Origin of the sequence: Bacillus sp. FSL W8-0920 (assembly GCF_038593215.1) — a bacterium.
GTDB lineage: Bacteria > Bacillota > Bacilli > Bacillales > Bacillaceae > Bacillus > Bacillus pumilus.
Genome location: NZ_CP151974.1, coordinates 3,612,620 through 3,635,574 on the forward strand (window position 1 = coordinate 3,612,620; position 22,955 = coordinate 3,635,574).

The window sequence follows — 22,955 nt, forward strand, 5'->3', positions numbered from 1 at the left end:
CGGGTGCCTCTCTTTCCTTTTTCAGCTGCTTAAGAATAAGGAGAAGACAGCTGACTTAATTCCTCTAACCGCCGCTTCGCTTCTTCTTTATTAAATGAACTATAATAGCGATAATTCTCATCATCTAAGATGCGGTAATGCTGACTGAGCACATTTTGCTGAAGACGAAATGTGCCTTTTTTGATAGAAGTCCGCCACCAAACCTTTCCGCCGATTGTCCGTTCCACCGATAGATGCAATTCATCATGTGCCACGACTTCCAGAATCTCAAGCGGATCATCCCCTAGTGTCCCTTTTAAAATGTCACTATCTCTGAATAATGCACATACGGCCGCCGTTTGCGTCCAGTTGAGGCGCAGCCTATTTTTTTCAACCTGATGCAAATGCCGTTTCGATAAACCAAGTACCTCAGCCATGCGGTCCTGCGTATAATTCTTTTCTTTTCGAATCCGTGTCATTTGTTCTGTGACGAGGTCGATTACCATCTCTTTATCCATCTCTCATCACCTCTCCGAGTGTTCAGTCTTTACTGACATCATACACGATTTCTTCGAAAAAGTGGCGCCTCATCCTTTAGAATATTGGCAAATACTATCTAATTGATCTGCTCTTCGACCTGACCATGCTGCTGTCTCCAATTCTCTTGGGCTGCCTGATTTAAATATGGATAGATCTCTTGTTTGACGGTTTGCTCGAATACTTCTTCATCTAAAATACTGTACGCTGGAATCTTGATCAATTTCCCATCCATTTTCCGAATGAGCACATCCATGAAAAGAAATCCCCTTACACTGTACCGATGCCTGCGCATATCAATGGATTGAATGTCATGAAAAGGGATCGTCCGCTCTCGATACAGTACAGCACCATTTTTTCCGCGCTGAATGCGAAAAATCACATTTCCCCTCTTCGTAAAAGCCGGCAGAATCATCAAAAAAGAGATCAAGCCATAGACAATGCCTAATAGTCCGCCTAAAAATAAAAACAATGTATAATTCGATTCAAATGTAAGAGCTTCTGAAAACAACCAAATACCAATGATACCGAAGCCGCCCGTTGCTAAGAATGCCCATACCCTTAAAAAGGCCCTGCTTCTCACTTCTATTACTTCACTTGGATTCAAGCGTCATTCTCCTTTTCTCCATTAGAATATAGAACGTAATCCGTCTCTATGAGCCGTCTCCACGCGAAATTCACTTTCTTTTATTCCCGACACAAGCCACGACTGTTTCTCACCTGGAATGACAAATAACATGGATTCCACATCAGGCGTATTATTTTTGTCGTAGACGACCTTCATGAGGGAGTCCATCTTTCCTTTTCTCTTCTGTACATCAGAAACAAATGCCTGCACGAGTTCTTCGTTCTCTGCTCGATGAAGGAAGGAGGGCCACTCATTCTTCGCCTCACTTGCTTGCTCTAATAGCTTTTCAAATTCCTCTGCTTGCAGGGTGACGACAGGTGCAGGGTGATCACTCATCTGTATATTGAAAAAGGCAGTCACTTGCTCCTCTGCCTGCTGGTCATCTTTCAGTTTTTGAATCTGATGGACTTGTTGATCATAAAGTGTATGGTGCGCATATACGCCCATCTGTGTCGTGTGAAAGGAGGTACTGACTTCTTCATCTTCATCCCCAAATCGAGATGCCTTGACGGTGTGAGATGCATCATTCATCGCCTGGATGAAATGACGGTATTCCGCTTTATAACGATATTGTCTGTTTCGAAATTCAAGTACACCTTTTGCGAGCAAAGAGCGGCATGCAATTTCAAATAAAAACCCTAGGCGCTCGTCCTCTACATCAGGATAATAGGCTTCCTTTAAGGACATGCCCTGTTCAAAATAGCCTTCACTGTAAAAACTAAAGATGAGTTCCTCAATACTTAGACTTAGCTGATCCAAATTGATCTCTCCTTATCCAAAAGAAAATGCACCCTTAAAGAAATCGCCTGCACCTTTTATGAGCGAATCTGCGGTTTCTTTTGTTTTTTCTATCCCTTTATGTATCACCTGATTTGCCTGATCAATGGTGTCATTAACTGCCTTCACACCTTTACCCGCCAGCTCGAATGCTTGTTTCCCTTTATCCACGACCGCATGAATTGGGTCCTTTAATTTCACTGCAACCTGCTCAGCAAAGCCTGATGTCAGCTTGGCAACTTTTTCTCCTATAAATCCACCGACTGCGGAACCAATGGCTCCTCCAACGACGGTTCCAATCGGTCCTGCAAAGCTTCCAAGAGCTCCTCCGACAACGGCACCTGCGACAGACCCGCCAGCGATAAAGACCGTATTGTTCACTGCATTTCCAACAGCCTTAGCATTTTCACGCTTCAGGACTTCTGGCTGATCACCGAATTCTGCATAGTTCTCAGCAATTTTCAAACCACAGCCGACCGTTTCCGTTGCGCCAGTGACAACCGTTGCAATGATGGCATTTCCTTTCGCGAATCTTGATCCATTTTTCAAAACAGACTTGATCGCAGCCGTGTCCTTCCAATTGATACTTCCTTTTGTAAAATCTCGGACACTGTTCGTGAATGCAACTGTATCGTCAGGATAAAATTTTGTGAATTTCTTATGGACCAAATCAGCCATCGACCAGTTTGATCGTTTTAATAATTCTTTATTACTCAGCCAAATCCTTGCTAGCCGGTCAAATCTCGTTCCTTCTACCCGGCTGGTCAGATCAAGCAGCAGCTTTGAATGCTGCGCTGCATAACGGCCATTGTCTTTAATGAAAGTCGTCATCCCAAGTCCATAGTATTTCGCCTGCATCATCACAATACCAGCTAAGCTCGTGAGTGTACCATATTGATCATAGATACTGTACAATTTCCGTAAAATATCGTCTGCTTCGACCATTTTATCTTTTGCATGACGAATCGCAATATCATCACTGCTCAATTTACTGATCAACGCTTGTCCTGCTCCCCATGCATCCCCGACGCCTGAAAAACAGCTACTATACCGAGGATCACAGCCTAAAATGAGACCATCCAGTTCACTATGTAAATCGCGGTGCTTCGTTTCAATAGCAGAAAGTTCGCCTACAACATCATTCGCAAGCCCTGTCAGCTGATCTGGATCAACCACTATGTCACGTGCCATCACATCATCTCCCTTCTCGGTTTCTTTCTCTCCGTTCTTCTCGTCTCTTTCGCTCAAGCTCTTCCATTCTGGCTATTTCAGCTTTCCGTTCCTCGATTTTGACCGCTGCATCGCGCAGTTCCTGACTTGTTTCAAGCAAGTCCTTTTCGAATTGATCATAGCGTGCGGTTGTTTCCTCAAAGCTTTGATCAAATTTATTCCTTGCTTCTCCCTGCCAGCCTGATCCTACTGCCTTGAGCCGATTCTCCAGCAGCTGCTTTGACTGCCGAATCTCATCAGCTGCTTCCTGAAACTTTTGAGCGAGTGCCAGCGTTTGACTAGAATCCAACTTTCGCACCCCTTTCTCCCAATTTAACGTACAAATGGATGATTTTATATGTCCTCATTATAAATAAAAAGACACCCAAAAAAATCACCCTAAAGAACCATTCAACACATCACCAAATAAAAGTAGGTCTTTTTCCTCTCTAATTGCCAGAGAAAGCCTTTCTTGTTATGAAGCGCATTCAAGACATGATAAAATGAACGTATTCTACAAAAGGAGTGACGTATACATGAAAGAGGAAATGATTCAGCGTTTCACAGGTTATGTGAAGGTAGATACGCAGTCGGATGCAGATAAGGAAAGCTGCCCATCGACTGAAGGACAGTTGAACTTAGCGAGACAGCTAGTTGAGGAAATGAAATCCATCGGGATTCAAGAAGTGACAATGGATGAAAACGGCTATGTCATGGGAACGATCCCATCTAACACAGACAAAGACGTGCCAACCATTGGCTTCCTGGCTCACATCGACACAGCTACTGACTTCACCGGCAAGAATGTGAAACCGCAGCTTCATGAAAACTATCAAGGCGGCGACATCACCTTAAATGATGAACTACATATCGTTTTATCTCCATCACAGTTTCCAAATTTACAAAAGTATCAAGGACATACGCTGATCACAACAGATGGCACAACCTTGCTTGGTGCAGATAACAAAGCTGGTATCGCAGAAATTATGACCGCCATGCATTACTTAATTGAAAATCCAGAAATCAAGCATGGGAAAATTCGCGTCGCCTTTACACCCGATGAAGAGATTGGCAGAGGGCCGCACAAATTTGATGTTGATGCCTTTGGCGCTTCCTATGCGTATACAATTGACGGAGGACCGCTCGGGGAGCTGCAATATGAAAGCTTCAACGCAGCAGGTGCGAAAGTATCCATTAAAGGAAACAACGTCCACCCTGGGACAGCGAAAGACAAAATGGTCAGCGCTGCGAAGATTGGGATGCTCTTCCATAACAAGCTTCCTTCTGATGAATCTCCGGAATACACAGAAGGCTACGAGGGATTTTTCCATCTCACGAAGTTTGTAGGAGAAGTCGAAGAAGCAGAGCTGCAATATATTATTCGTGATTTTGATAAAGACAAATTTAACGAACGCAAAGCACTATTTGAAAAAATAGCAAATGACTTAAAAGCCATTTACGGAGAAAACAGCATCAATCTCAAAATTCAAGATCAATATTATAATATGAGAGAAAAAATTGAGCCGGTGAAACATATTGTGGATATTGCCCATGAAGCAATGGAAAACCGCTCAGTGACACCTGTAATCGAACCGATCCGCGGCGGTACAGATGGCTCCCAGCTTTCATATAAAGGTCTTCCAACGCCAAACATCTTTACTGGTGGGGAAAACTTCCACGGTAAATATGAATTTATTTCTGTCGAGAACATGGTGAAAGCAACAGAAGTCATCGTTGAAATCGCCCGTCTATTTGAAGAAAAAGCATAAATATGTTTACAACCGTTCCTGTTCGGGAACGGTTTTTTAATAAAAGTTTACAATTTTCTGAAACTTTTATGACATTTATTCGTACTAATAGAGACAACCCCAGAAAAATTCTTCTTGACGAGTGCAATAACTGGAAATATAATAGTTAAAAACAACCAGTATTTTAGACCTAAATTAGCAGATCACCTAAACCTTAAGAACTAAACCGATTCTGCTGCATATTTTCAGTTATAAACATCACTCACCCTGTCTACACTTAAAGAATAGGATGAATTGGAGGAATGTCATATGATGATTTTATTGATTATCGCTTCACTTTGCTGCTACTTACTATTCTCTTTCAAAAAAGATAACCGCACACCAAAACGAAAAAGCGCAGAGCTTTCGGAGTTTGAAATCTTTCGTATGCGCCGCCACTACAACGGAAAACGCCGTCACCCACTAAACGATGCACCTAAACAAGTATAAATCTGAAAAAGAGCCTCATATGGGGCTCTTTTGTGTGAGTACATAAAAAAAACGACCAGATTCATTGGTCGTTTTTCCTTTTATTTATACACCTTCGCAGGAACTTGAATCACAGGAATTCCTACATAGTAAGGTGAAATTTCATATGGCTGGAAGACAACAGCAATTCCCTTTTTCGTGAAGTAATACTGCGTGTTGTAGTTGATTTCAATGTCTCTTTTTTTCAGGTTCGCATAGAATTTACTTTTATGTTTCTTTGTATAGTTATAGACATAATCTCTCACTTTCGTACGCTTTTTCTTCGTTTTCACAACGTCTGTCAAGAACAGCTGCTTTGTCTTTTTCTTTGTCAACACATAGTTCATGCTGGAAACCATCGTATCTCCATGCATTCCACCATCATTCATGTAATCATAGTTTAAGATACTGAGCTTCTTCCCATTGTTAAATTTCGTTTTAAACGATCTCTCGTAAGTGATCTTCCCAAAGCCTTCCTTTTTCGCTTCGTCCTTTAAGAACAAGTACGTAGAATAAGAGAATGCGATATCTTCTTTTAAATCACGATTGATGGTTTTCATATGCGCCTTGCTTAGGTTTTTCACCTGTGCATATTTGAATGTTTTTTTCTTTTTATAATAGTGTGTGCTTACTTTTGCTTTTTTTGCTTGTTTGGCATCCGCAGATCCAACTGGCGCAAACAACGAAACAATCAGTGAAAAAATGATCAGACTGATCGTTAGGCCTTTTTTCATTGTCATAGTAAAAACCCCCATTTTTGTCTATTACCAATTGAGTATACCATGACAAAAGAACCAAAAAAAGCAGTATTTACATTTTATTCTTTCTTTTCCCACTTCGGGTTTGTTTACCGTTTTCATAAGTTCCTGTATGCTTAATGTAGAATGCTAGATGAAGTGTGGTGTTTATCATAGAAGAGAATATTTTTAGTCACATTCGGACGACGTTTCATAGTTTGTCTCCGACCCAAAAAAAGATTGCCAATTACATTTTAGAAAATCCTCAGAAAGTTGTGCTTCATTCCATTAGTGCACTCGCTGCTGAATGCAATACTAGTGAAACGACGATCTTTCGGTTTCTACGAAAAATTGGCTATGAATCGTACCAAGTGTTTCGTGTCCATGTCGCACAGGATATTGCAACCAATACGCCTCAATCCATATACGGTGAGATCGAGGCATCCGATAGTGTAGCTGACATTAAACATAAGGTCATAGAGTTAACAACAAACTCTATTCAAGATATGAAGCATATATTAGAAGACCAAGCCGTCACACAATTCATTGAACAAATGAAGCAGGCACATAAAACCGTCTTCTTTGGAGCCGGTGCATCCAGCTTTATTGCTGGAGATGCTTATCATAAGTTCCTCCAGATTGGTTTTGAAGTGAGTCTATGCAGTGATCCGCATATGATGAACATGATTGCTACTCACGCCACGGAACACGATTTTATCGTTGCGATCTCCCATTCAGGAGAGAGTAGAGAAATTCTTGATGCCGTGCAATTTGCTAAAGAAAAGGGAGCAAAGGTTGCCTCTATCACCAGCTATCCGAAATCAGAGCTCGCAAAGCGATCTGACTTTCATCTGCTCAGTTCTTCCAGGGAGACAACCTATCGATCTGACTCTATGATCTCCCGTATTAACCAGCTTGTAATCATTGATGTACTATACGTCGCCGCTGTTTTAGAACTAGGATCAGATGCCATTGAAAACGTGAAACAATCTCGATTAGCCGTAGCTAAAAATAAAACATGAACGCAAAAGGCCGGAGCTGATTCCGGTCTTTTTTTGTGACTTTTCTCATATTTTCCGTTGACACGTTCCTATCACGTCATGTACATTAAATGAACAATAGTTTATTTCCTACTATTAAAACAAAAAGATAGTATATATACTAACAAAAGAAAAAGAAAGCGCTTTTTATAAGGGTTTTCTATATAGGAGGCGTTCAATGTGACAAAGAAAATTGGATTCATTGGATTAGGTATTATGGGAAAGCCTATGGCACTCAACCTATTAAAAGCCGGTCATACTGTGACTGTTTTCGATCTAAATGAGGAAGCGATTCGAGCGTTACAAGAAGCCGGAGCAAAAGGTGCTGTTTCAGCAGCTGATGCCGCTTCTGAAAGCGATATCATCATCACAATGCTTCCTAAAGGAGAGCATGTAGAGGCAGTTGTTGCAGGTGATCATGGCATTTTAACTACAGCTAAACCTGGCACTGTTGTCGTAGATATGAGCTCAATTTCCCCTGTTACTTCTAGAGCTTTAGCTGCTCTTACAAAACAGCATCAGGTGGAATTTATCGACGCACCTGTCAGCGGCGGAGAACCGAAGGCAATAGACGGAACACTTGCCATCATGGCTGGCGGCGAAGAAACCATCTTTGAGCAAGTGAAGGATGTCCTGCTTGCGATGGGCACAGAGGTCGTATTAGTTGGCACAAATGGAAGCGGAACAACAGCGAAGCTCGCCAATCAAATCATCGTCAACTTAAATATTGCCGCTATGTCCGAGGCGCTCGTTCTTGCCGCTAAATCGGGCATTGCCATTGACAAAATGTATGAAGCCATTCGCGGCGGGCTGGCAGGAAGTGCCGTTCTCGATGCAAAGGTCCCTCTCATCTTAGAACGAAACTTTGAACCAGGCGGACGTATCGACATCAACTTAAAGGATTTAACCAATGTGATGGAAACTGCTCATGATATCGGCGTTCCTCTCCCGCTTTCTAGCCAGCTGCTTGAAATCTTCCACGCCCTCAAAGCGGACGGAAAATCTGGGCTTGACCATGGCGGCATCGTTCAATATTACGAAAAAATGGCTCATGTCGAAGTGAAGAAAGGATGAGATGGTCATGAAGAAAAGCACTGACATACTGAATGCCATTCCGAAAGCGGATGCAAAGATCATTCAATCAGCATACGAACAAGCACTGAACAGCTTTCATCATAAAGTCATTGTATTAGATGATGATCCAACAGGGATTCAAACCGTACATGGCGTCTCTGTTTTCACCGATTGGTCAGAAGAAAGCATCGAAGCCGGTTTTCTTGAAGACAGCCGCATGTTCTTTATTTTGACCAATTCTCGCAGCATGACAGAGAAGGAAACGACCGCTGTGCACGAAACAATCGCTTCAACAATTGTGAAGGTAGCGGAACGGGTTGATCAGAATTTCATCATTGTCAGCCGAGGAGATTCCACTCTTCGTGGACACTTTCCGCTGGAAACTGAAGTACTCAAAACCACAATTGAACAACAAAGCTCACGCCAATTCGATGGAGAAATCCTTCTTCCTTTTTTCCAAGAAGGTGGACGCTTGACGATCAACAATATTCATTACGTCCAAGAAGGACACGAATTAATTCCTGCTGGTGAAACAGAATTTGCACGAGATCGCACATTCGGCTTTCAGTCATCTCATCTCGGAGAATGGATTGAAGAAAAGTCAGACGGTTCGTTCACGAAAGAGAACACCACCTACATTTCATTAGATGATCTACGGGCTTTACGAATTGATCAAATAAAAAAACAGCTCATGAGTGTGACCGATTTTAAAAAGGTGGTTGTAAACGCTGTGGACTATGACGATGTCAAAGTCTTTGTCACTGCTCTCATTAAGGCCATTCAAGCAGGAAAGCAACTCATGTTCAGAAGTGCGGCGGCACTTACAAAAGTTCTTGGCGGTATAGGGGATCGTGCCTTATTAACAAGACATGACTTGATACAAGAACAAAGCCCGCACGGTGGTCTCATTATGATTGGTTCTCATGTGAAGAAGACAACAGATCAATTAAAAGCGCTTCAACAAAATAAAGAGGTAGCTTTTATTGAATTTAATACACACCTCGTGCTGGAGCCTGAAGCATTTCAACAAGAAATTGACCGCGTGATTCAGCAAACCGAGGCATTATTAGCATCTGGTCAATCTGTGGCGGTTTATACAAGAAGAGAACGGCTTGATCTTGGGGATGATCGTCAGGAGGAAGAATTAAAGCTCTCTGTAAAAATTAGTGATGCTGTGACAAGCATTGTCCAGCGTCTCACAATTCGCCCTAAGTATCTCATTGCCAAAGGTGGCATTACCTCCAGCGATATTGGAACTAGAGGACTTCACGTGAAACGCGCAACTGTGGCAGGGCAGATCAGACCAGGCATTCCCGTTTGGCAAACAGGCGAAGATAGTAAATTCCCTTTCATGTCTTATGTGATTTTCCCGGGAAATGTTGGTTCAAGGGATACGTTAAAAGAAGCTGTAGACATACTTGAAGGATAAAGCATAGGGGGCGTTTTCGCGCTCCCTTATGCACCACAAAGGAGGAAAGATCATGTCGTTAGTGTTTATCGGACTTGGCGTTTTATTATTGCTTTTACTCATGGTTGTCTTTAAGTTAAACGCTTTCATATCTTTGATTATTGTTTCTTTAATTGTTGCTGTTTTAGAAGGAATGTCACCACTTGAAGCGATTGCTTCCGTCGAAAAAGGACTCGGCAGTACGCTCGGTCACCTCGCACTCGTTCTCGGTTTTGGGGCGATGCTTGGTAAATTGATGGCTGATTCTGGCGGAGCTCAGCGTATTGCGATGACACTCATTGACCGATTCGGTATTGGAAAAATTCAATGGGCAACGATGCTGACGGGATTTGTGATCGGAATTGCTCTATTTTATGAAACCGGATTCATTATCTTAATTCCACTAGTCTTTACGATCGCACAAGCTGCAAGACTACCTGTGCTTTATGTGGGTATGCCGCTCGTCGCTGCACTCATCACCACACATGGCTTCCTCCCTCCTCACCCAGGGCCGACTGCCATTGCAAATGTATTTCAAGCAAACATGGGACAAACCTTATTAGTTGGGATTATTTTAGCGATTCCTGCTGTTTTAATAGGCGGACTTCTCTTTACGAAACTATTTAAAAAAGATCAGTTGCACGCACATATTCCAAAGAACTTATTTAATCCAAAGGAATTTACAGAAGAAGAAATGCCAAGCTTCGGCATTAGTATTTTCACCGCTGTTTTGCCTGTATTGCTCATGACATTCAGAGCAGTTTTAGAAATTTTCTTCCCGTCCTCCCCATTACTGCCAACCGCTGAGTTTTTAGGTGAACCGGCGATTGCACTGTTAATCTCCGTGCTTCTTGCCATCTACACGTTTGGACTTGGCAGAGGCAAGAGCATGCAGGATGTGATGAAGTCGATCACAGATTCTATCGGTTCTATTGCCATGATTTTATTAATTATTGCAGGTGGCGGCGCCTTTAAACAGGTGCTCATTGATAGCGGGGTTGATCAATACATTGCAGGAATCATGCAAGGAAGCACGCTTTCTCCCCTGCTTCTCACCTGGTTGATTGCTGCGGTCCTTCGTATATCTTTAGGATCAGCCACCGTCGCCGGTCTCACAGCGGCTGGCATTTCTGCTCCTTTGATTGGATTGACAGGTGTGAGCCCAGAATTAATGGTGATCGCAACAGGTGCTGGCAGTATTACGTTCTCTCACGTGAATGATGCGGGTTTCTGGATTTACAAAGAATACTTTAACCTGTCCATGGCCCAAACCTTTAAAACGTGGACATTGATGGTGACCGTTCTTTCACTTGTCGGACTAGCGGGTGTTCTCGTCGCTGATTTGTTCATGTAGAAAATTAACTGTAAAAACCATTGACTTTCTCTCGGAAAAGTTGAATAATTATGTTTATTAAGAAAATTGAATCAAAAGGTAACCTTATTAAGAGTGGTGGAGGGACTGGCCCTGTGAAACCCGGCAACCGCTGTTCCTCGGAACAGAATGGTGCTAATTCCTTAAGCAAGCAGATGCTTGTTTGAAGATAAGGCAGAGTTCTCTCAGTATATGATGCTCTTCCTTATCCAAGGAAGAGCTTTTTTATTTGATTTTTAACCTGTAGAAAGAAGGGATTCAGCATGACACAAGTACAAACCATTGGAAAGAAAACAACGAAACCGCCATTTCGCGCAGATCAAGTAGGCAGTTTACTTCGTTCAGAACGTATCAAGGAAGCACGCAAGCAAAAAGCAGACGGCACACTGACAGCAGAGCAGCTCCGACAAATTGAAAATGAAGAAATCACTCGTATTGTTGAGAAGCAAAAGGAAATTGGATTAGAGGTTGTCACAGATGGCGAATTCAGACGTGCTTGGTGGCATTTTGACTTTCTTGAGGGGCTCGATGGGGTCGAAGGATTTGAAGCAGATCAAGGTATTCAATTCCACAATACGACGACAAAAGCACGGGGCATCAAGGTAACGGGCAAGATTGATTTTACAGATCATCCAATGCTGGAGGATTATCGATTCCTTCACAGCATCGCTGGGGATCATACGGCTAAAATGACGATTCCAAGTCCGAATATGCTCTTTTTCCGTGGAAAGCTTGAAGAAGGAGTATACGACAGCCTAGAGGCATTCCACCATGATGTGGCACAGGCGTATAAGAAAGCCATCCGTGCTTTTTATGATGCAGGCTGCCGCTACTTGCAGCTGGATGATACAGCATGGGCCGTGTTCTTTTCTGAAAAAGGGCATGAACAAATCAAAGCCTTTGGCCGAGAAGAAGATGAACTGCGTGAGTCATTTGCGAAAACAATCAATGAAGCAGTTGCCGATCGTCCAGAGGATTTGGTGATCACTATGCACATTTGCCGTGGTAACTTTAAATCGACGTGGGCAGCTGAAGGCGGTTATGAAGCAGCGGCAGAAACGATTTTTGACGGCTTAGATCTGGATGGTCTCTTTTTAGAATTCGACGACGATCGTTCTGGCGGTTTTGAACCCCTTCGCTATGTGAAGAACCCAAACCTCCAAATCGTACTAGGGCTTGTCACTTCAAAATATGGTGAGCTTGAGCCTGCTGAACAGATTAAAAAACGAATCAAGGAAGCAGCTCAATACGTTGACATTAACCAGATTTGCTTGAGTCCGCAATGCGGGTTCGCCTCAACGGAGGAAGGCAATTTGTTAACAGAAGAGCAGCAATGGGAAAAGCTTCGTCATGTGATTGAGATTGCAGATCAAGTGTGGACTTCATAGTCCCCTTGACGAAAAAAAGACAAACCGCAGTATGAACGGTTTGTCTTTTTTCTTTTATGCATCTAAATGATTACCATTTGTCGCAATCACTTGTTTATACCAATCGAAGCTTTTCTTTTTCTTTCTATCTAATGTACCTTTTCCTTCGTTATCACGGTCGACATAAATGAAGCCGTAGCGTTTTTTCATTTCAGCTGTTGATGCGCTGACAAGGTCAATTGGGCCCCAGCTTGTATAACCCATCAAGTCTACTCCGTCTGCAATGGCTTCTCTCGCCTCTAGCAAATGGCTTCTGAGGTAATCAATTCGGTAATCGTCTTGAATGGAACCGTCTTCTTCTACTTGATCGACAGCTCCCAATCCATTTTCTACGATAAACAATGGTTTTTGGTAGCGGTCATATAGTTGGTTTAGTGTTGTACGAAGTCCTTTTGGATCAATTTGCCAGCCCCAATCACTTGCTTCTAGATAAGGGTTTTTCACGCCTTCAAATAGGTTACCACCAGTCACTTGTCCAAGAATCTCTGGATCTGTACTTGTCACAAAGCTCATGTAATAGCTGAAGCCAATATAGTCCACTGTATGGTTTCTTAGGATGTCTTCATCACCATCTTGGATCTCAATATGAATTCCATTTTCGCGGAAGTATCGTTTCATGTAACCTGGGTAGTAGCCTCTTGCCTGTACATCTGAGAAGAACAATGTTTTACGATCTTGATCAATCGCTGCAAACATATCTTCTGGTCTTGAGCTGTACGGATAAGTTGTCATCGCTGCGATCATACAGCCGATTTTCGCATCAGGAATGATTTCGTGTCCTGCTTTGACAGCTAAAGCACTTGCAACAAATTGGTGATGCGCTGCTTGATATTGAATGCTTTTCTCGTCTTCGCCCTCTTCAAATACAAGTCCGCCACCAGTGAAAGGCGCATGTAACACGACGTTGATTTCATTAAAGGTCATCCAATATTTCACTTTGTCTTTATAGCGAGTAAACAACGTTTTCGCGTATGTTTCATAAAGATCGACAAGCTTACGGTTTCTCCAACCGCCGTAGTTTTTCACAAGTGCAAGCGGCATTTCATAATGAGAAATCGTGACAACTGGTTCAATTCCATGCTTATGCAGTTCATCAAATACTCTGTCATAAAAAGCAAGGCCTGCTTCATTTGGTTCAGCATCGTCGCCATTTGGGAAAATACGTGGCCAAGAAATGGATAGTCTGAAGCATTTGAATCCCATTTCTGCAAAGAGTGCAATATCTTCTTTATAGCGATGGTAGAAGTCAATCGCATCATGATATAAGTTCAAGTCTTTCATTGATTCATCGAATGGATGCATAATACCGTGCGGTGATACATCAGCTGTCGATAAGCCTTTTCCATCTTTATTATAAGCACCTTCAATTTGGTTGCCCGCAACAGCGCCGCCCCATAAGAAACCTTTAGGAAATGTTTTTTCTAACTTGTTCATGTTGAATGCCCTCCTCGTTTTCTTCTACACTGACTGTGAGCAGTGTCTCTTGTTCTGAAATCGTTCCTTCTGTTTTCGCATCAACTTGTGCAAAATCGTTTGTGTTGGTCACAATAATTGGTGTGGTGACATCATAGCCTTCTTGCTGAATGCCCTCGATATCAAATTCAACGAGCACATCTCCTGCTTGAACAAGATCACCTGACTCTACATGACTTGTAAAATGCTTTCCGCCGAGCTTCACCGTATCAATTCCAACATGGATGAGGAGCTCAGTGCCTTGGTCACTCTTTAAGCCAATGGCATGTTTCGTTTGAAAAATGGTTTCAACCTTGCCGTTGAATGGTGCTACTACACGTCCAACTGCTGGAACAATAGCTGTACCTTTACCCATGATTTCATTAGAGAAGGTTGCATCATTTACTTGATTTAGCGGCTTTAATTGACCTTCAAGCGGGCTTTGTACCACTTCATTTTGAAGTGTTACTGTGTCTTTCTTTTCTTCTGGTTTGTCTGCTTTTGTATCATCTTTCACTGGTACATCTTTGAATCCTAGAACAAGTGTCATGATCGTTGCTGCGACAAAGGCGATTACTAAGCCGATGATAGAGTAGACAAATGTTGGGCCAATGAATGTCGGGAGACCCGGGAGACCTGCTGATCCAGATATCACATATGATTTTACTTTAAAGATTGACATGAACACGCCGCCTGCTGCTGCACCAATGAGGGCTGCAAGGAACGGTTTTTTCAATCGCATGTTCACACCATACATAGCAGGTTCAGTAATACCCATTAATGCAGTGATACTTGTAGACATCGCCAATGATTTGAATGTTTTGTTTTTTGATCTTAAGAAGACACCGAATGCTGCGCCTGCTTGTGCCATATTTGCTACAAACATCATTGGAAGAATGAAGTCAAAACCGTTTAACGTAATGTTGTTGATCATAATTGGAAGTAGTGCATAGTGCATGCCCGTAATGATCAATGGTGACATGAAGCCGCCGATCAAGAGTCCGGCCAAAATACCTGCATGTTTGAACAATAAATCAATTCCACCTGAAAGGCCATTTCCGATAATCCCACCAAGCGGTCCTACTGCGATAAGCATAATTGGTACTACGACAAGAAGTGTGACCGTTGGAACAAGGATGATCTTCAATGATTTTGGGCTATATTTTTCCGCGAATCTTTCAACATATGAGCCGAGCCAGATGGTGAGTAGAATCGGAATGACCGATGAAGAGTACACAACGGCAACCACTGGTAGCCCTAGAAATTCTGTATTTCCTGCGCCTAGTAAAGCCGTTAACTGCGGGTGCAGTGCGGCGGCTGCAATGGCAGCAGCGATATACTGATTTGTGCCAATTTTTTTGGCTACGCTTACAGCAAGCAGAATCGGTAAGAAGTAAAAGGCTCCGTCGCCGATAGCTGTTAAAATTGCATATGTGCTGCTTTTATCCGATATCCACTGGAACGTAAGCATGAGTGCCAAGATCCCTTTGATCATACCGGCACCAGCAATGGCTGGAAGAATCGGTGTGAAGACACCAGAGATAAAATCGAAAAGCTTAGATATCACATTTTGTTTTGACGCTTCTTCTGTACCGCCTGATTTTACATCTGTTGACAGGCCTGAGTCAGCAATCATCGCTTGATAGACATTTGAAACATCATTGCCAATAATAACATGATATTGACCTCCGCTTTGATTCACACCCATGACGCCGTCTGTTGATTGCAGCTTCTCCTTATCCGCTTTGCCTTCATCGTATAAGTTGAAGCGAAGTCTTGTCATACAATGCGTGACTTGCTTAACATTCTTTTCACCGCCGACAAGCTCTAGAACTTCTTTTGCTGTTTGTTTGTGGTTCATTGTATTACCCTCCAATCGTTGATTAAATCATGATATAGAAAAAACCTAAACATCCATTAATGTCCGAAAAATAGCGATTCAGACATTAATCGATATTTAGGTTTTGCCTGCTTAACCAGTAACAATCCTTCATAGCGATTGATCGTTATTTAATTTTTATAAGTCTTTGGATATAAAAAAACCTAAATCATGCCTTATCAAAGATAGGGACAATGATTTAGGTTTTGCCTGCTTGACCAGTAACAATCCTAAAAGATTGTGGGTTATGTTGTTTATAGTTATAAAGTATCATGTTAATTTTATGATGTCAACGCTTTCTTTTTAAATTTATTTTCTTTTTATCACTCTGTCGATATGCAAAGTTAAATATAGCATCTCATCTTCTATGAGACTTCGGTTGTGTTCTTTTTGAACATAATCGTTAATTTTCTCAGCACATTGGAAAGCTGCAGTGTTTTTCTCTTTTACGACCTCATACAGGAATTCATTTTGATTTTCCATTTGTGTTTCGTTAAACAGACGCTGTCCAAAAAACTTCAAATGCGTGACAAAACGGAAATAGTTTAATGATTCCTCGTCTAAATCAATTTGAAAGTGATACTTGACGATATTTAAAATATCTTGAATGAGTTTGGTAATTTGAATCACGTTCGGCATTTCTTCATTGAGCTCTGCATTGACAATGTGCATCGCAATAAAACCGGCTTCATCCTCAGGAAGATGAATGTTGAGCTTGTCCTGAATAATCCGAATCGCTTCTACACCACACATAAACTCATCTTTATACAACCGCTTAATTTCCCAGAGCAGGGCATTTTTGATGTCCATTCCTTTTTGATGACGTTCAATAGCAAAGGTGATATGATCTGTCAGTGTCACATAGATGCTGTCATTCAAATTTTTATTAAGGGTTGTTCTCGCATGATCAATAATCGCCTCACACACTTGCATATACTCGATTGGAATATCATAAAGCAGGGTTTTGAATTTTTCTGATATATCTTTATTTTGAATGGAAAATACTTTCTCAATACGTTCTTCGTCAATCGGGTCTCCACTTTTCTTTTGAAAAGCGATCCCTCTGCCCATAATGACCAGCTCATGCTGCTCGTCATCATACGCACTGACCACATTATTATTGATTACTTTCGAAATGATCAATTGATACCCCCCAGTACATTCCGCTTTTTCGAGCATCTCATTGTTGATTGATATGTCATGTTATTATTATTTTCAAAAAAGAGGACTTTAAGATGATTTTACATTTTTTTTTGATACGGTCAACTAGAAAGAATGACATATTACCTCTCAAAAATGACGAAATAGGGGCAAAAAAGTCTAAAAACATACACAAAAACACTCTATAAAGAGTGTTTTTTACAAAATTAGGAGCAATCCCAATTATAGACGACATTCTCGAAATTTTTTCGTTTGAGGTCTTCTGGTTTGATAAAAAAGTTGGCGATTCCGCAATCTCCCCACAACATGTCCACTTCATCATCTGAGTCGATTTGTAATAACAGAACGGTATGTTCCTGGTCTTCGTAGGTACGCGGGTCCTCTTGTGTAAAGCCTGGATATCCACCCAATTTGTGACCAAAGCCACTCTCTGTCTCATAAAATTCATCTAACAAGGCATCTGCTTCATCTCCATCAATACCTTCTATATCTTCGAATAGGTCCCAGCTTCGCTTACCTGTGATTTTCTCAAAGCGGAAATCTTCTACACTAATCGTTTCACTTGATCGTTCACCTGTAATGGCGCCTTCCTTCGTTACAGGAAAATAAAAATCATCAGGAATTTTCACAAAAGAAAAATCAGTCAACAACTCTTCTTCTGCCAAGAAAGGTTCCTCAATAAATTTGATCCGAAAATCTTTTTGCTCTGTTTTTTGGTCAATATTCATCCCATAAAGATCATCATGCACAGAAATGAAAATTTGCAGAAGTCCTGTTTCTGGATAATCCTTCAGCTTCGGCAGCTGGCCAAAATTAATTTGTGCCAAAAGCTTCATAGGGTGTCCTTCACCATCAACTGGATATTCATCGTTTTTAGGGAAGTAAGGATCACCTGCAATTTTGCTGTCGTATGGTCCTGTTTTTCCTTGTTTCATCTTTAGTTGAATCGTTGGCTGTTCCGTTTGATCTAACATTTTACGGTAAGGTGCTATGATTTCTTGTAGCTTCGCTGATTGTGTCACGATGGTCTTCCTCCTTATGAATAGGTCTACTGACCAGGGTAGTATCTCTTTTTCTATCATACAGAAGTGTACACTGCCTGTCAGCGATCAATCGGTCAATATCCTAACAAGTTCCTTACCTTAAAACGAAAAAAACCTCCGATTGATCTGGAGGTTGTGGTCGATCTATTTTTTATTTCACTTGATAATTCACTAAGTCTTCTGCGAGTGATTTCATCGTTTCATTTGTTTCATGAAGACCTTCAATAATTTTTGTGAACGTGCCTACAAGCTCTGCTTGATGCTCAGAAGAAGCGACAATTTGTGCTATTTCTTCTTCCATTCCTTTAATCGACCCCTGTACATCTTTTAGCGCTGTTTCAATATCAGTCGTCGCTTGTTTGGCGTGAGTTGACAGCTTTCTCACTTCCGTTGCGACCACTCCGAATCCTGCTCCTGCTTCACCTACTCTTGCAGCCTCAATTGATGCGTTGAGTCCAAGTAAGTTCGTTTGATCAGAGATACCTTTGATAAGATTGGACACTTGATTGATTTTAGAGGAATTTTCTACAGTGGTTTTCGTGTTTTGTAGAATTTGTTCACTTGTCGCTTGTAGTTCCTCTGAATGTGCAGCAACTTGCTGTACCATTGCGACTAGTTTTTCGGAAGCTTGGTTGCTCTCTGTCATGATGTCATCTAATCGTTGTTGATTGGTCTGATCATAGGCAACGCAGAAAGCAGCGACTACTTGACCCGCTTCATCTTTAATTGGAACGGCTACAATATCCATTGGAATCCCGTATACTTCTTTCGGAATTTGGATAAACGATGGCTCTCTCCCATTTTTCAACATAGAAAAGTTTTCGAATCCTGGAGCTACGATATCTCCAGCTTTAAACCCTAGGTCAATGTTTCCGTGTTGCTGATAATAAAGAACCTTCTCTTTCCCTAAAACAGAAAAGGTTAGTTGTTCTCTCATAGCTAGTCCAATGATTGGTAAAGCGTCTATTATGTTATCAATTTTCTGTGACATTCGCTCACGTTCATCCTCTCTTTTTCTCAGTACATTCTCTTTATCGGTTCGTTATAAGATCTATTACAGCCTGTAATGTGTACTAATATCAATCAAATGACCTAAGACATATAAAAAGCCCACATTCTATCAAGAGAATGTGGGGGGTTTTTAAGAAAAAGACATGCATATCAAGACACTGATAACGATGAGCAAAAGATACATATAGTCGATCCATGAAGTGCTGATGACATGATAATACGTCCGCTCCCTCTCACCTGTGAAGCCTCTTGCTTCCATCGCAATGGCCAAACGTTCTGATTTTCGTACGCCCTGTGTAAAAAGTGGAAGTGCATAACGCATAAAGGCTTTCCAGCTGTTTTTTTGCTTATAGCCTCTGATTTTATGTGCCGCCTTCATTTGCTTTAATTCACTTTGAAATAACGGAATAAACCGGAAGCCAGCAAGCATTCCATACGCCCATTTTGGCGACATTTTGCACTGATGAATGAGGCTCATCATAAATGCTGTCAAATCTGTTGTGGACGTAAACAAAAGACCAAATGTCACAAAGCCAAGCATTCTGAGAGCGATGGTGAGTCCATTTCTTAAACTCTCCTCTGTCATATGAAACCATGCCCATTTCCAAACAGTATGATCCCCCTTGCCAAAGGCCGCCATCATCCAGAACACGAGAATAAAAAAGAGCAGATAAGGGACAAGTCTTGTGAAAAGATACTTCAAATTCCATCCGCCTAAGACAAGTCCAACACAAAGTGCAAACAGCCAGATGATGAAGGTTGTTTTAGGATCAGATATCGCCATGAGACAACACATCGCAAGTAGATGAGCGAGTAATTTGATGACTGGATTCACAGTGGAAAGAAAGGAATGATTACTTTGCAATCGTCAGCACGTCCTTTCTTTCAGCCACATAGCGATAATGCAGCGGGGCTCTCAGCTGATAAGCATCGACAAAGTCCTGATTTGAAAACAAATCATAAGGCGTGCCATCATACACATGCTTTCCTTGATGAAAAAGAAGCACTTGATTGGCACACTCATCGACAAGGTCCATATCATGTGTGACCATTAAAATAGTGGTGCCTTGGCGTTGACGATCTTTCAAGCGCCTGATTAATTCCTTCGCTGTTCTTTCATCCTGCCCGAAAGTCGGCTCGTCTAACAATAGGACATCCTGATCAAAAAGGAGCATTGTAGCCACACTCAATCTTCTTTTTTGACCTAGGCTTAAAGTGAAAGGATGAGCTTTTGCATGCTTTTCTAAACCGAACTCTTTCAATAGCTGAACTGTTTTTTCTTGCACAACGGATTCTTGCCAATTACGCTGCCTTCCACCAAATGCAATTTCATCGAACACTGTATCTTGTATGAATTGAAGCTCCGGATTTTGAAACACAAAGCCTGCCTTTTCATATAGTTCTCGGTCTGACCACTTTTTAAGGAGTGTCTCTTTTAAAAAAATATGGCCTTTTTTCGTTGGCTCTAAACGAACCAAATGTTTAAGACATGTGCTTTTCCCGCTTCCATTTTCCCCAATGATCGCCACCCAATCCCCTGCTTTGATATCAAGCTGAAGATCACTCATAATCCTCTTTTTCCCGTAGCTTAATTGAAGATCTTCTGAACGAATGATGGTCTCTCGCTTAGTCGACGGCACTTTTTCATTCTGCTTCTTTCTTGCTTCAAAGGTTTGCATAAGCTTGTGACTCATTGGATGAAATGGATCTTGAAGGATCGTAGACCATTTCTCGGGAAATAATTTCGGCCTCCAAATTCCTGCCTCTTTCATTTCTTTTTCATATGTCGTCAATACATCTTTTGGAGACCCATCTGCTAAGATGCTGCCTTGATCGTCTAATAAAATCACCCGGTCCATCCATTCAATGACACCATCTAGCACATGCTCTACAAAAATCATGGTTTGTCGCTGATCAGCTGCAAGCTGCTGTAGAAGCTGAAATATCTCCATTCTTCCTGCTGGATCAAGCTGTGCGGTCGGTTCATCAAAGAACAGCACATCTGGCTCTAACGCTAGTAAACAAGCAAGCGCCAATCGCTGCTTCATGCCGCCAGATAATGTGTGGATGTCTGTATTCGGATCGACATCAAGTTGGACTTTTTGCATGAGCTGCTGAATGATGCCATCCATCTCGTCACGAGGGACAGAACGGTTCTCTAAGCTAAAGGCAATTTCTTCATTGACGCGATGCATACAAAACTGGGAATCAGGGTCCTGAAACATGACGCCTGTATGTCTTTGCAATATCACTTCGCCCTGCATGTCCGCTTCTAAATGTTCTGGAATGATGCCAGCCAGAACGGAGATGAGCGTGGATTTACCGCTGCCGCTTGGTCCTAAAATAAGCACCTTTTCTCCTTTTTGAATGGAAAGAGAGATTTGATGCAACACGGGCTGAGGCTGTTCATAAAAACGGACAGTGAGATTATTGCACGCGAGAAATGAATCCATGCTGTTCACCTTTGTTTCGTTTTTCTTTCATGATGGCATATTGATTCAATACACCAGTTTTAGATAATGCGTCCACCACTACTTTTGCTAAACATCCGCCCAGTATCATTCCGCTGATGATTTGAGTCATCAGTGTGATGAGTAAAACTTGAGGCGTGTAATAACCAAAGCCTTTCGCAACGAGGCTGTAAGCCATTGCTCCAACAGCTGCAAAGGCACCTGACAGCATCAGTGTCCACATGCGATATCGTTTATAACCAAAAAGAGCAAAGGCGATTTCTGCCCCAAGCCCTTGGCATACACCAATCAGCAGGGCTGCAAGACCGAAGTGGCTGCCTGTTAGTAATTCCACTGCGGCAGCGGCTGTTTCTGCAATCAGGGCAGCTCCCGGCTTTTGGATGATATACGCGACGATTGGACTGGCAATCACCCAAATGCCAAACATGATGTTGCCTCCTGCTGGGCCAACAAGTGCTGTAATGGGTAAGTAAAGTGTGGACCACCCTAAATAGATGACACCACATGCAACGGATAAAATGACAGCAAGGACAACTTCTTTCATCTTCCATGTCATGATGAATGCACCTCCAATGGAACTGGCCAATCTTCCACCGTAAACGCCATATCCCAAAACTTGTACTCAAGCTGACAGCTTAAGATAAAGTGCTGTTTCATTTTTTCCTTTTCTTTCTCACTTGCTGCTTCCGCCAGCTGATCGAGCCGCTTGCAAAGCTCTACTGTAATAGAGTCGGTTAACCCTCCATAAAATGTGATCCACTCATAAAAAGGATGTGATGGGTCAGGCTGCACATCTGCGAGCATTCGTTTCCCGATTTCCCAATATGTCCAAGGGCATGGAAGCAGGACAGCGATGATTTCTCCAAGCGTGCCTTCCTTGGCAACTTGCAGCATATGATGAATATAGTGATGAGCACTCGGAGCAAGCGGGGCACCTTGGAGCTCATCATATGATACACCTGCCACTCGGCAAAGATTTTGATGAGGGTGTGTCTCACTATCTAGTACAAACGCAATCTGCTGATGGAAAAAGGCAATATCTCCTTTGTCTGTACATCTGCTAAGAGCCGCTGCATAAATTTTAATAAAAGCATGTAAATATTCTGCATCTTGTTTGACGTAATGAATGATCTGTTCCTTTTCCAGCTTTCCTGCTGCCAGCCCTCTGACAAACGGATGCTGATAAATGGCTTCAAATAATGGTTCTGTTTCTTCTCTTAATTGCGCTGAAAACGTCATAAAAAAAGCCTCCTCTTCTTCAGTTGAATAAATGAAAAAGCCACCCCAAATGGAGCGGCCTTCTTATCGATTCAATCATGAATAAGACGAGGTCCAGCTCCACTTCCCTCCGCTAGTACAAACTAGATCAGGTTCAAAGGGTCCAAGATTTTCTCTTGTCTCAGTCATACATGACTCCCCTAGTGGACTTTTGTCATTTAATTATCTTTACTCTACA

22 protein-coding genes and 2 riboswitches are annotated in these 22,955 nt (G+C 42.0%); of the genes, 7 read left to right on the plus strand and 15 right to left on the minus strand.

What is annotated here, in order from left to right:
• Nucleotides 1–29: 29 nt before the first annotated feature.
• From NSS78_RS18625 to NSS78_RS18645, 5 genes are all read right to left on the minus strand, one after another.
• Entirely contained in the window at nucleotides 30–497 is a 468-nt protein-coding gene (locus tag NSS78_RS18625; RefSeq protein WP_003214797.1) for a helix-turn-helix transcriptional regulator, read from the minus strand.
• A 98-nt stretch (nucleotides 498–595) separates the two neighbouring features.
• Complete coding sequence (locus NSS78_RS18630; protein WP_050944560.1) at nucleotides 596–1,123, minus strand: YfjD family protein; 528 nt, start codon at nucleotides 1,121–1,123, stop codon at nucleotides 596–598.
• A gap of 21 nt (nucleotides 1,124–1,144) precedes the next feature.
• The gene (locus NSS78_RS18635; RefSeq protein ID WP_003215103.1) at nucleotides 1,145–1,903 is read right to left on the minus strand and encodes a hypothetical protein; all 759 of its coding nucleotides are present in this window, start codon (nucleotides 1,901–1,903) and stop codon (nucleotides 1,145–1,147) included.
• A 12-nt stretch (nucleotides 1,904–1,915) separates the two neighbouring features.
• Nucleotides 1,916–3,112, minus strand: a complete 1,197-nt coding sequence (locus NSS78_RS18640; RefSeq protein ID WP_310026315.1) for a glycine zipper domain-containing protein — start codon at nucleotides 3,110–3,112, stop codon at nucleotides 1,916–1,918.
• Nucleotides 3,113–3,116: 4 nt separating this feature from the next.
• Nucleotides 3,117–3,440: a WXG100 family type VII secretion target gene (locus NSS78_RS18645; protein ID WP_034321782.1), complete on the minus strand. Its 324-nt coding sequence runs from the start codon at nucleotides 3,438–3,440 to the stop codon at nucleotides 3,117–3,119.
• Nucleotides 3,441–3,666: 226 nt separating this feature from the next.
• On the opposite strand from NSS78_RS18645, the gene pepT reads away from it, so the two are divergent.
• Nucleotides 3,667–4,899 carry a peptidase T gene (pepT, locus tag NSS78_RS18650; RefSeq protein ID WP_327839463.1) on the plus strand — a complete coding sequence of 411 codons (1,233 nt, stop codon included), beginning with the start codon at nucleotides 3,667–3,669 and terminating at the stop codon, nucleotides 4,897–4,899.
• Between the two features lie 288 nt (nucleotides 4,900–5,187).
• On the plus strand, nucleotides 5,188–5,367 hold the full coding sequence (locus NSS78_RS18655) for a hypothetical protein (RefSeq protein ID WP_003215411.1): 180 nt from the start codon (nucleotides 5,188–5,190) through the stop codon (nucleotides 5,365–5,367).
• Between the two features lie 80 nt (nucleotides 5,368–5,447).
• Here the strand turns inward: NSS78_RS18655 and NSS78_RS18660 are convergent, their stop codons facing one another.
• Nucleotides 5,448–6,125 carry a DUF3298 and DUF4163 domain-containing protein gene (locus NSS78_RS18660; protein WP_050944564.1) on the minus strand — a complete coding sequence of 226 codons (678 nt, stop codon included), beginning with the start codon at nucleotides 6,123–6,125 and terminating at the stop codon, nucleotides 5,448–5,450.
• A 161-nt stretch (nucleotides 6,126–6,286) separates the two neighbouring features.
• Between NSS78_RS18660 and NSS78_RS18665 the strand changes: the two genes are divergently transcribed.
• From NSS78_RS18665 to NSS78_RS18685, 5 genes are all read left to right on the plus strand, one after another.
• Nucleotides 6,287–7,144 carry a MurR/RpiR family transcriptional regulator gene (locus NSS78_RS18665; protein ID WP_199852792.1) on the plus strand — a complete coding sequence of 286 codons (858 nt, stop codon included), beginning with the start codon at nucleotides 6,287–6,289 and terminating at the stop codon, nucleotides 7,142–7,144.
• Between the two features lie 198 nt (nucleotides 7,145–7,342).
• Entirely contained in the window at nucleotides 7,343–8,236 is an 894-nt protein-coding gene (gene garR, locus NSS78_RS18670) for a 2-hydroxy-3-oxopropionate reductase (protein ID WP_003215219.1), read from the plus strand.
• Between the two features lie 7 nt (nucleotides 8,237–8,243).
• Entirely contained in the window at nucleotides 8,244–9,665 is a 1,422-nt protein-coding gene (locus NSS78_RS18675; protein ID WP_050944717.1) for a four-carbon acid sugar kinase family protein, read from the plus strand.
• A gap of 52 nt (nucleotides 9,666–9,717) precedes the next feature.
• Entirely contained in the window at nucleotides 9,718–11,037 is a 1,320-nt protein-coding gene (locus tag NSS78_RS18680; RefSeq protein WP_327839462.1) for a gluconate:H+ symporter, read from the plus strand.
• Between the two features lie 81 nt (nucleotides 11,038–11,118).
• A riboswitch (SAM riboswitch) is annotated at nucleotides 11,119–11,231 on the plus strand.
• A gap of 87 nt (nucleotides 11,232–11,318) precedes the next feature.
• Complete coding sequence (locus tag NSS78_RS18685; RefSeq protein WP_003215409.1) at nucleotides 11,319–12,443, plus strand: 5-methyltetrahydropteroyltriglutamate--homocysteine S-methyltransferase; 1,125 nt, start codon at nucleotides 11,319–11,321, stop codon at nucleotides 12,441–12,443.
• A 54-nt stretch (nucleotides 12,444–12,497) separates the two neighbouring features.
• Here NSS78_RS18685 and NSS78_RS18690 read toward each other — a convergent pair whose 3' ends face one another.
• From NSS78_RS18690 to tenA, 9 genes are all read right to left on the minus strand, one after another.
• The gene (locus NSS78_RS18690) at nucleotides 12,498–13,916 is read right to left on the minus strand and encodes a glycoside hydrolase family 1 protein (protein WP_106029440.1); all 1,419 of its coding nucleotides are present in this window, start codon (nucleotides 13,914–13,916) and stop codon (nucleotides 12,498–12,500) included.
• Nucleotides 13,888–15,795, minus strand: coding sequence for a beta-glucoside-specific PTS transporter subunit IIABC (locus NSS78_RS18695; protein WP_309216087.1), 1,908 nt, complete (start codon nucleotides 15,793–15,795; stop codon nucleotides 13,888–13,890). Before NSS78_RS18695 ends, NSS78_RS18690 begins: the two co-directional genes overlap by 29 nt.
• Before the next feature lie 327 nt (nucleotides 15,796–16,122).
• Nucleotides 16,123–16,956, minus strand: a complete 834-nt coding sequence (locus NSS78_RS18700) for a PRD domain-containing protein (RefSeq protein WP_058013317.1) — start codon at nucleotides 16,954–16,956, stop codon at nucleotides 16,123–16,125.
• Nucleotides 16,957–17,180: 224 nt separating this feature from the next.
• Nucleotides 17,181–17,996, minus strand: coding sequence for a YwqG family protein (locus NSS78_RS18705; RefSeq protein ID WP_003215325.1), 816 nt, complete (start codon nucleotides 17,994–17,996; stop codon nucleotides 17,181–17,183).
• 172 nt (nucleotides 17,997–18,168) lie between these two features.
• On the minus strand, nucleotides 18,169–19,008 hold the full coding sequence (locus NSS78_RS18710; RefSeq protein WP_106032041.1) for a methyl-accepting chemotaxis protein: 840 nt from the start codon (nucleotides 19,006–19,008) through the stop codon (nucleotides 18,169–18,171).
• A gap of 150 nt (nucleotides 19,009–19,158) precedes the next feature.
• Nucleotides 19,159–19,893 carry an energy-coupling factor transporter transmembrane component T gene (locus tag NSS78_RS18715; RefSeq protein WP_106035748.1) on the minus strand — a complete coding sequence of 245 codons (735 nt, stop codon included), beginning with the start codon at nucleotides 19,891–19,893 and terminating at the stop codon, nucleotides 19,159–19,161.
• The gene (locus NSS78_RS18720; protein WP_327839461.1) at nucleotides 19,883–21,481 is read right to left on the minus strand and encodes an energy-coupling factor transporter ATPase; all 1,599 of its coding nucleotides are present in this window, start codon (nucleotides 21,479–21,481) and stop codon (nucleotides 19,883–19,885) included. The genes NSS78_RS18715 and NSS78_RS18720 overlap by 11 nt, the downstream gene beginning before the upstream one ends.
• Entirely contained in the window at nucleotides 21,456–22,055 is a 600-nt protein-coding gene (locus NSS78_RS18725) for an ECF transporter S component (protein WP_327839460.1), read from the minus strand. The genes NSS78_RS18720 and NSS78_RS18725 overlap by 26 nt, the downstream gene beginning before the upstream one ends.
• On the minus strand, nucleotides 22,052–22,738 hold the full coding sequence (gene tenA, locus NSS78_RS18730) for a thiaminase II (protein WP_050944574.1): 687 nt from the start codon (nucleotides 22,736–22,738) through the stop codon (nucleotides 22,052–22,054). The genes NSS78_RS18725 and tenA overlap by 4 nt, the downstream gene beginning before the upstream one ends.
• An 87-nt stretch (nucleotides 22,739–22,825) precedes the next feature.
• Nucleotides 22,826–22,929, minus strand: a riboswitch (TPP riboswitch).
• Nucleotides 22,930–22,955 lie beyond the last annotated feature (26 nt).